This window comes from Aeromonas sp. S41-2 (assembly GCF_027705845.1).
Classification (GTDB): Bacteria; Pseudomonadota; Gammaproteobacteria; order Enterobacterales; family Aeromonadaceae; genus Aeromonas; species Aeromonas hydrophila.
In genome coordinates, this window is sequence record NZ_JAPDCG010000023.1 from 1 (window position 1) to 2,736 (window position 2,736).

The following is a 2,736-nucleotide window of genomic DNA, read 5'->3' on the forward strand; positions in this document are numbered from 1 at the left end:
AACACTTCTTGGGTGTTGTATGGTTAAGCCTCACGGGTAATTAGTATGGGTTAGCTCAACACGTCGCCGCGCTTACACACCCCACCTATCAACGTTGTGGTCTCCAACGGCCCTTTAGGACCCTCAAGGGGTCAGGGATGACTCATCTCAGGGCTCGCTTCCCGCTTAGATGCTTTCAGCGGTTATCGATTCCGAACTTAGCTACCGGGCAGTGCCACTGGCGTGACAACCCGAACACCAGAGGTTCGTTCACTCCGGTCCTCTCGTACTAGGAGCAACTCCCTTCAATCATCCAACGCCCACGGCAGATAGGGACCGAACTGTCTCACGACGTTCTGAACCCAGCTCGCGTACCACTTTAAATGGCGAACAGCCATACCCTTGGGACCGACTTCAGCCCCAGGATGTGATGAGCCGACATCGAGGTGCCAAACACCGCCGTCGATATGAACTCTTGGGCGGTATCAGCCTGTTATCCCCGGAGTACCTTTTATCCGTTGAGCGATGGCCCTTCCATTCAGAACCACCGGATCACTATGACCTACTTTCGTACCTGCTCGACCTGTCCGTCTCGCAGTTAAGCTGGCTTATGCCATTGCACTAACCTCCTGATGTCCGACCAGGATTAGCCAACCTTCGTGCTCCTCCGTTACTCTTTGGGAGGAGACCGCCCCAGTCAAACTACCCACCAGGCACTGTCCGCGACCCGGATTCACGGGCCTGCGTTAGAACATCAAACATACAAGGGTGGTATTTCAAGGACGGCTCCAGCGCAACTGGCGTCACGCCTTCAAAGCCTCCCACCTATCCTACACATGTAGGTTCAATGTTCAGTGCCAAGCTGTAGTAAAGGTTCACGGGGTCTTTCCGTCTAGCCGCGGGTACACCGCATCTTCACGGCGAATTCGATTTCACTGAGTCTCGGGTGGAGACAGCATGGCCATGGTTACACCATTCGTGCAGGTCGGAACTTACCCGACAAGGAATTTCGCTACCTTAGGACCGTTATAGTTACGGCCGCCGTTTACCGGGGCTTCGATCAAGAGCTTCGCTTGCGCTAACCCCATCAATTAACCTTCCGGCACCGGGCAGGTGTCACACCCTATACGTCCACTTTCGTGTTTGCAGAGTGCTGTGTTTTTGATAAACAGTCCCAGCCATCTGGTCACTGCGACTCCCAACTGCTCCATCCGCAAGGGACTTCACTGTCAAGAGCGAACCTTCTCCCGAAGTTACGGTTCTATTTTGCCTAGTTCCTTCACCCGAGTTCTCTCAAGCGCCTTGGTATTCTCTACCCGACCACCTGTGTCGGTTTGGGGTACGATGACTTGTAATCTGAAGCTTAGAGGCTTTTCCTGGAAGCAGGGCATCAATGGCTTCCGCACCGTAGTGCGTTCGTCTCGTGTCTCAGTGTTGTGTCTCCGGATTTGCCTAGAAACACCACCTACGCACTTTCACCAGGACAACCGTCGCCTGGCCCACCTAGCCTTCTCCGTCCCCCCATCGCAATTACAAGTCGTGCAGGAATATTAACCTGCTTCCCATCGACTACGCCTTTCGGCCTCGCCTTAGGGGTCGACTCACCCTGCCCCGATTAACGTTGGACAGGAACCCTTGGTCTTCCGGCGAGGAGGCTTTTCACCCCCTTTATCGTTACTTACGTCAGCATTCGCACTTCTGATATCTCCAGCATACCTCTCGATACACCTTCGCAGACTTACAGAACGCTCCCCTACCACTCACGCTTAGCGTGAATCCGCGGCTTCGGTGCCTGGTTTGAGCCCCGTTACATCTTCCGCGCAGGCCGACTCGACTAGTGAGCTATTACGCTTTCTTTAAATGATGGCTGCTTCTAAGCCAACATCCTAGCTGTCTGAGCCTTCCCACATCGTTTCCCACTTAACCAGAACTTTGGGACCTTAGCCGGCGGTCTGGGTTGTTTCCCTCTTCACGACGGACGTTAGCACCCGCCGTGTGTCTCCCGGATATTACTTACTGGTATTCGGAGTTTGCATGGGGTTGGTAAGTCGGGATGACCCCCTAGCCCAAACAGTGCTCTACCCCCAGTAGTATTCGTCCGAGGCGCTACCTAAATAGCTTTCGGGGAGAACCAGCTATCTCCGAGTTTGATTGGCCTTTCACCCCCAGCCACAGGTCATCCCCTAACTTTGCAACGTTAGTGGGTTCGGTCCTCCAGTTGATGTTACTCAACCTTCAACCTGCCCATGGCTAGATCACCCGGTTTCGGGTCTACACCTTGCAACTAGACGCCCAGTTAAGACTCGGTTTCCCTACGGCTCCCCTATACGGTTAACCTCGCTACAAAATGTAAGTCGCTGACCCATTATACAAAAGGTACGCAGTCACCCCGAAGGGCTCCCACTGCTTGTACGTACACGGTTTCAGGTTCTATTTCACTCCCCTCACAGGGGTTCTTTTCGCCTTTCCCTCACGGTACTGGTTCACTATCGGTCAGTCAGGAGTATTTAGCCTTGGAGGATGGTCCCCCCATATTCAGACAGGATGTCACGTGTCCCGCCCTACTCGATTTCACATCAAGGTTGTTTTCGTGTACGGGGCTATCACCCTGTATCGCCGGCCTTTCCAGGACCGTTCCACTAACTTCCAAGATGCTTAAGGGCTAATCCCCGTTCGCTCGCCGCTACTGAGGGAATCTCGGTTGATTTCTTTTCCTCGGGGTACTTAGATGTTTCAGTTCTCCCGGTTCGCCTCGCT

1 rRNA gene (only partly in view) is annotated in these 2,736 nt (G+C 53.7%); it reads right to left on the reverse strand.

Annotated features, from left to right (window positions below):
- Positions 1–19: 19 nt before the first annotated feature.
- Positions 20–2,736 (reverse strand): 23S ribosomal RNA (locus tag OKC44_RS22050) (it continues 141 nt past the right edge of the window).